Raw genomic sequence first — 354 nt, 5'->3', positions numbered from 1 at the left:
TTAAAGTAATGGAAACAGGGCAGTTAGAATATACAGATGAATTAGTAAAGGAATTGGAAGAAAGTTGTTGGAATGCTATTAGAATCATTTGATTCTATAGCCTTATAAGGACAGGAATGAACATTCATTCCGAGAAAGGTATGAAAAAGAATAACAGGAGATGATAAATCTTTACAACTAAAGGAATGAATATTCATTCCGTATTACCTAGTTTAATAAAGTTAATGAATAATTTAATAGAATGATAGGAATGAACGTTCATTCCGAAAGGATTTTCAAAAGAATAGGAATGAATATTCATTCCGCGTGTAAATTTCATAATGGGAGATGATTTAAATGAGCAAGTTAAAAAGT

Annotated in this window: 1 pseudogene; it reads left to right on the top strand. The window is 29.4% G+C overall.

Annotation, left to right across the window (positions count from 1 at the left end):
- Positions 1-92, top strand: a pseudogene (locus tag MR170_RS31275) (TetR family transcriptional regulator); the annotation flags it as partial.
- Positions 93-354 lie beyond the last annotated feature (262 nt).

The sequence above is a fragment of the Bacillus cereus group sp. BfR-BA-01524 genome (assembly GCF_022662595.1).
Lineage (GTDB): Bacteria > Bacillota > Bacilli > Bacillales > Bacillaceae_G > Bacillus_A > Bacillus_A thuringiensis_S.
The sequence above is the reverse complement of the archived record's forward strand: the minus strand, read 5'-3'. Positions and strand labels throughout refer to the sequence as shown.